The sequence below is a fragment of the Lonsdalea britannica genome (genome assembly GCF_946477055.1).
In the GTDB taxonomy this organism is placed as follows: domain Bacteria; phylum Pseudomonadota; class Gammaproteobacteria; order Enterobacterales; family Enterobacteriaceae; genus Lonsdalea; species Lonsdalea britannica_A.
The window spans coordinates 1-6,171 of the sequence record NZ_CAMKXG010000213.1; the positions used below are offsets into that span (position 1 = coordinate 1).

Consider the following 6,171-nt stretch of genomic DNA (forward strand, 5'->3'; position numbering starts at 1 on the left):
TATCTAATGAAGGAAAGGTAAATAACCATTAATATCAGAGAAAACAGTAATACCGTCGTTAATGTGGTCCCGTAACTCGTGATGTTTTTATATATTAAAATGCCAATCAACCCGATATAAATCAATGCATCTAAATGATTGCGACGGCGTAATAAAATTCGCAGACGCGTCGGGCCTTTGAGGCGGTCCATAATAAATTCATCATAAACGGCGTAAATGAGGGTGAGGGCGATACAGAGGATGATGATGATATCGGTGAAACTCATGACGACTCCATAAACGAGCCGGGAATAGCGTCAACCATTCCCGGCTGGAGAGCGTTACAGACCCAGAAGACCAATCCAGTATCCAAAAATGCCAATCGCGAAGAAGCCCATGATGAGCCAAAGCGCGTTAACCTTACGGCGAAGCAACCACATACAGCCGAAGGTCAGCAGCAGTGGCACCAGACCCGGCATCAGCTGATCGAGGATGGATTGCACGGTCGTCACCGTGGTGTGTCCATCCTGACCAGTCACACGCGACACCACCATGGGAATGTTAACGTGCGTCCATTTGTTAACCAATGCGCCCATGACGAACAGGCCGAGGATTGACGCCCCCTCCGTCATTTTTTGCAGGAAACCGCCGCCCATATCGCTGACGATGTCCGCGCCTTTTTTGTAGCCGTAGGCGACGCCGTAGTAGCGCACCAGCAGACGTACCAGGTTAAAGAGCACGAAGAACAAGACCGGGCCGAGCAGACTACCCGTCATGGCAATCCCGGCGCCGAGCGCGGCGAATACCGGCCGGGCGGTTCCCCAAAAGATAGGGTCCCCGACGCCGGCTAGCGGCCCCATCAGTCCGACTTTAAGGCCGTTGATAGCGCCGTCGTCGATGGGAGCGCCATTGGCCCGCTGTTCTTCCATCGCCATCGTTACGCCCAGTATCGGGGCGGCCACGAAGGGGTGGGTATTAAAAAATTCCAGGTGGCGCTTGATGGCCTGTTTGCGTTCGTCCGAATTTTCCGGGTACAAGCGGCGGATGACGGGCACCATTGAGAAGCAGAAGCCGAGCGCCTGCATACGTTCGAAGTTCCACGATCCCTGAAACAGGTTAGAGCGAATAAACACGCCTCGTACGTCGCTGGCAGTGAGTTTTTTTACTTCGGTTGAGTCAGTCATGATGTCACTCCTGTTAATCCAGTTCGTTGTCGAGATCGTTATTGCCTTGGGCGGGAGCCGCTGCGCCTTGAACCTTGTTATATTTCGGACTGAGCTGGATATACAGCACGGCCATCACGACGCCAATCACACCCAGAGCTACCAGGTTGAAGTTGGTGAAGGCCGCGGTGACAAAACCGAGGTAGAAGAACGGCATAAGATAGCCAGCGCGCATCATGTTGATGACCATCGCGTAACCCACCACGACAATCATGCCGCCCGCAATATTCAGGCCGTTAGTGACGACATCCGGTATGGAGGACAGCAGGGTGTGAACCACTTCGGTTCCAACTGAGATTGCGACAAGTACGGCCGGGATGGCGATACGCATGGCCTGCAACAGCAGAGCGGAAATATGGAGCCAGCTGATGGCCGACAGGTTGCCGCGTTCGGCTGCACTGTCTGCCGCATGCTGGAAAGCCACGGTGATGGTCCGGACGATAATCGTCAGCACCTGACCCGCCGCCGCCAGTGGAATAGCCAGCGCGATCCCGGCGCCGACGCTCTGTCCGCCAGCAATAACCAGAATGGTGGAAATGATGGAAGCTAGGGCGGCATCGGGTGCCACGGCGGCCCCGATATTCATCCAGCCTAAAGCAATCATTTCCAATGTTCCGCCGATAATAATACCGGTCTTAATATCTCCGAGAACAAATCCAATTAAGGTACAGGCTACCAAAGGGCGGTGAAACTGAAACTCATCAAGAATGGAACCCATTCCTGATATACAAGCTACGATAAATATCAGCACAATCTGAAGTGTGGTGATCTCCATTGTACTTCTCCTGTATGAATAGCGTTCTGAGTTTTTAAATCGTTACGCATCACTATTTTTGGTGTATTAGCGAGCCGCCTTGTTAATTAAATCCATCATATTGATCTTGCTATCGCTCGATACTTTGCGGACCTCCAACTCAATGCCGCGCGCAGCCAGCTTGCGGAATGCCTCAATATCTTTTTCGTCTATGGATACGGCGTTATTGACCTGAATTTTTCCTTGTCGGTATGCCATGCCGCCAATATTGACCGACGGCAAATTCACACCGGCTTCAACCAGCGTTTCGACATCGGTCGGATTGGTAAATAGCAGCATGACGCGGTCGCCCGCATATTTGGGGTTGTTGTAGACACGAATCGCTTTCGCGACGTCCACCACATGCGCGCTGACTCCGGGCGGAGCCACCTGCGTCAGCAGCGTTTTACGCACATTGTCGGCCGCGACTTCATTGCTGACGACGATGATGCGGTTGACGTTGGTTTCCTTCGTCCAGCGGGTGGCTACCTGACCATGAATCAATCGGTCGTCGATGCGCGCCAGACCAATTTTCATGTGGCCGCCGGGGCCTGGGGTGACCACGGGGGCGGCGGAGGGCTTCGCCGCGGGTTTAGCAGGGGCCGCATCCGCGGTTTTCAACGCCTTGACGCCCGCGCGACCGGCTTCGAGGGCGATAGCGACCAAATCGGCAAAGCGTGGGTCATCGTCACGCGCCATAAACGTTTCAACCAGCATGGGGATGTTGGCTCCGGTAACTACTTCATGGTTTTCTTTATCCGTCACCAGTCGGCTGGCGGCGTTGAAAGGACTGCCTCCCCAGGTATCGACCAGGAAGAGTACGCCCTGGGCCGTATCCAGCTCGCCGAGTTTGGTCTCGTATTTTTCCAACAACGTTTCTGCATTTTCGCCGGGAACAAAATCAATCCAGCCGACGTTGTCCTGTTTTCCCAGGATCATTTCAGCTGTATTGAGCAAGGGCCCGGCAGTGGCACCGTGAGTGCATAAGATAATTGCGATACTCACTTGCTACCTCCTCGTTAAACACCCTTTATCAGGTGTGCTGTGTACAGAGAGTACGGGAGGACGCATCTCAAGGAATGGTTTCCCGTCTTGTTGACAATAGTTCACAAAATGCTTTTTGAGTCTGCTTTATCAGGAAAACGCATCCGACCTGAAACGTACTGTGAATCGATTCAAGCTGTTCGGAAATGTCTTACCCAGCCGTGAATTATTTTATGTTGCGAAAAAATAAATAGTGTGACGCTGCTCCCCAATCGTTGGGGGCAAAATGTGATCCGTAATACGAATAATGAAAAGTGTGGTCTTGTTATCAATATTGACGAAGAAAGTACGTCTATAGAAAAACTTTGTTAAAACCAGAAACAACCTGCTAGAGTTAACTTTCTTTCAATTAAAGAGGAGTTACAGGCGGACGCCTTTCCTATGGACTGTCATCGACGATTCATTTCTATTACACCGGCTGCGGCGGGTGATTGGTACTTCTTAACCGGCCATTCCGGCCCACATCAGCCTCAAGCCGATCGTGCACACATCTCAACCTTATTCAAAAACGCTGTGGCATTAATGTCATTAGTTCGTTCATTTTTCGGAGTCTGACATGGAATTTTTGCTAGATCCTTCAATCTGGGCAGGCTTACTGACGTTGGTGGTACTCGAAATTGTTCTGGGCATCGACAACCTGGTGTTTATCGCGATTCTGGCGGATAAGCTCCCGCCGAAGCAGCGTGACAAGGCCCGTATCATCGGCCTGTCGCTCGCACTGTTGATGCGTCTGGGACTGCTTTCGTTGATTTCCTGGATGGTGACGCTGACGCGTCCGCTGTTTCACGTCGGCGAATTCAGCTTTGCCGGTCGTGACCTGATTCTGCTTGCGGGGGGGATATTCCTTCTCTTCAAGGCGACGATGGAGCTGCATGAGCGGTTAGAAAACCGTCCGCACGATCCTAACGCCAGCCGCGAGCATGCCAATTTCTGGGCCGTCGTCATTCAGATCGTGATTCTTGACGCGGTGTTCTCTCTGGATGCGGTCATTACCGCCGTCGGGATGGTTAACCACTTGGGTATCATGATGACCGCGGTGATCATCGCCATGGGCGTGATGCTGTTGGCCTCCAAACCGCTGACGCGCTTCGTCAACGAACATCCGACGGTCGTGGTGCTGTGCCTGAGCTTCCTGCTGATGATCGGGCTTAGCCTGGTGGCCGAAGGTTTTGGTTTCCATATACCTAAAGGATACCTCTACGCGGCGATTGGCTTCTCCATCGTCATCGAACTGTTCAATCAGATTGCGCGTCATAACTTCGCCAAGCACCAGTCGCATCGCCCCATGCGCGAGCGTACCGCCGAAGCGATTTTGCGTCTGATGGGCGCGCGTGCCAAAAACAACGAACAGGATGACGAAGAAGAGCCTCAGACGCGTATCGAAGAGACATTCGCCGAAGAAGAGCGCTATATGATCAGCGGTGTCCTGACGCTGGCCTCGCGTTCACTGCGCAGCGTCATGACGCCGCGGACGGAAATCTCCTGGGTGGATAGCGAACGCTCCACGGAAGAGATCCGCATTCAGCTGCTGGATACGCCGCATAGCCTGTTCCCTGTCTGCCGTGGGGAGCTGGACGAGCTGGTGGGCGTGGTCCGCGCCAAAGATCTGCTGGTGGCGCTCGAAGAGGGCCAGGATGTGGAAACCTTCGCCGCAGTCACGTCGCCTATCGTGGTGCCGGAGACGCTGGATGTCATTAATCTGCTGCCGGTCCTGCGACGCGCGAAAGGCAGTCTGGTGATGGTGACCAACGAATTTGGCGTCGTACAGGGTCTGGTGACGCCGTTGGACGTGCTGGAAGCGATCGCCGGTGAATTCCCTGACGAGGATGAAACGCCGGAGATTGTCGCCGACGCCACTGGCTGGCTGGTGAAGGGCGGAACCGATCTGCACTCGCTGCAGCAGGCGCTGGACATGCAGGATCTGGTGGACCCGAAAGAGGATTACACCTCGCTCGCCGGATTGCTGCTGGCTCACAGCAATGAGTTCCCGCATGTTGGGGAGGTGCTGGAGTTCAGCCACCTGAGATTTACCATCATGGCGGCCAGCGAATACCGTATCGAACTGGTGCGTATTGAACGCGTCGTTGACCAACAGGATCAAGACGAAGAGGCGTAACTCGCTTCGCTATCGGCTGTGCGCATCCGCGCACAGCCTTCTACATTCAGCGCCGTTTAATCACATTGGACTTTGATTGCCAATCCGCCGCGCGACGTCTCCCGATATTTCGCATTCATATCCTTACCGGTTTCATACATCGTTTCGATCACTTTATCTAACGACACGCGAGGCTCGGACGTGCGCCGCATGGCCATGCGCGACGCGTTGATCGCTTTCACGGCCGCAATGGCATTGCGCTCAATACAGGGCACCTGTACCTGACCGGCGACCGGATCGCAGGTCAGCCCCAGATTGTGCTCCATGCCAATCTCAGCGGCGACGCAGACCTGTTCAGGACTGCCGCCCAGCAATTCGGTCAGACCGGCCGCAGCCATCGAGCATGCCACCCCGACTTCGCCCTGACAGCCGACCTCAGCGCCCGAAATGGAGGCATTCATTTTGTACAAAATCCCGATAGCGCCTGTTGTCATGAAATAGGGCAAGAACACCTGCGGACCGACGGGCTCAATGAAGCGATCGTAGTACGCCAGTACGGCGGGCACGATGCCGCAGGCCCCGTTGGTCGGCGCCGTGACGACGCGACCGCCCGCCGCATTTTCTTCATTGACGGCCAAAGCGAACATATTGACCCAATCTACGACGGACATGGGATCTTGCGTCAGGGCGGTGGATGACATGAGCATACGTCGCAGCGCGGCCGCACGCCGGGGAACGCGTAACGGGCCGGGCAGCAGTCCTTCAGTATTGAGACCGCGGTCGATGCACTGACTCATGGCGCGCCAGACATTCGCAAAATAGTCATCAATCTCGGCCTGAGGGCGAATGGCGCGCTCGTTGCGTAACATCAGGGCGGAGATGGACAGACCGTTAGCCTTACACAATGCGAGCAGCTGTTGCGCCGAATCGTAGGGATAGGGCACTTCGACGGGGGCGATAACCGGCTGACCAAAGTGAGCCTCGTCGACGATAAATCCGCCGCCAATAGAGTAGTAGGTCTGACGGTAAATCAATGC

General features: G+C 54.5%; 6 protein-coding genes. 1 reads left to right on the plus strand and 5 read right to left on the minus strand.

Going from position 1 to position 6,171, the window contains the following annotated elements:
• From Q7O77_RS13335 to manX, 4 genes are all read right to left on the minus strand, one after another.
• Positions 1-266 (minus strand): DUF986 family protein (locus tag Q7O77_RS13335; RefSeq protein ID WP_304168157.1); only part of this gene is annotated, 266 nt, incomplete at its 3' end.
• A gap of 54 nt (positions 267-320) precedes the next feature.
• The gene (locus tag Q7O77_RS13340; protein ID WP_304168160.1) at positions 321-1,163 is read right to left on the minus strand and encodes a PTS mannose transporter subunit IID; all 843 of its coding nucleotides are present in this window, start codon (positions 1,161-1,163) and stop codon (positions 321-323) included.
• Positions 1,164-1,176: 13 nt separating this feature from the next.
• The gene (locus Q7O77_RS13345; protein WP_304168163.1) at positions 1,177-1,977 is read right to left on the minus strand and encodes a PTS mannose/fructose/sorbose transporter subunit IIC; all 801 of its coding nucleotides are present in this window, start codon (positions 1,975-1,977) and stop codon (positions 1,177-1,179) included.
• Between the two features lie 66 nt (positions 1,978-2,043).
• The gene (gene manX, locus Q7O77_RS13350) at positions 2,044-3,000 is read right to left on the minus strand and encodes a PTS mannose transporter subunit IIAB (RefSeq protein WP_304168166.1); all 957 of its coding nucleotides are present in this window, start codon (positions 2,998-3,000) and stop codon (positions 2,044-2,046) included.
• A 595-nt stretch (positions 3,001-3,595) separates the two neighbouring features.
• On the opposite strand from manX, the gene Q7O77_RS13355 reads away from it, so the two are divergent.
• The gene (locus tag Q7O77_RS13355; protein ID WP_085652484.1) at positions 3,596-5,155 is read left to right on the plus strand and encodes a TerC family protein; all 1,560 of its coding nucleotides are present in this window, start codon (positions 3,596-3,598) and stop codon (positions 5,153-5,155) included.
• 56 nt (positions 5,156-5,211) lie between these two features.
• On the opposite strand, the gene Q7O77_RS13360 is transcribed toward Q7O77_RS13355, so the two are convergent.
• Positions 5,212-6,171, minus strand: a 960-nt coding sequence (locus Q7O77_RS13360) for an L-serine ammonia-lyase (protein WP_304168170.1), incomplete at its 5' end; no start/stop codon positions are given.

What these genes read in the sequence shown, in the direction of transcription:
- Q7O77_RS13340 (WP_304168160.1), bottom strand. Translation starts at nt 1,163, where the DNA reads ATGACTGACTCAACCGAAGTAAAAAAACTCACTGCCAGCGACGTACGA.
- Q7O77_RS13345 (WP_304168163.1), bottom strand. Translation starts at nt 1,977, where the DNA reads ATGGAGATCACCACACTTCAGATTGTGCTGATATTTATCGTAGCTTGT.
- Q7O77_RS13355 (WP_085652484.1), top strand. Translation starts at nt 3,596, where the DNA reads ATGGAATTTTTGCTAGATCCTTCAATCTGGGCAGGCTTACTGACGTTG.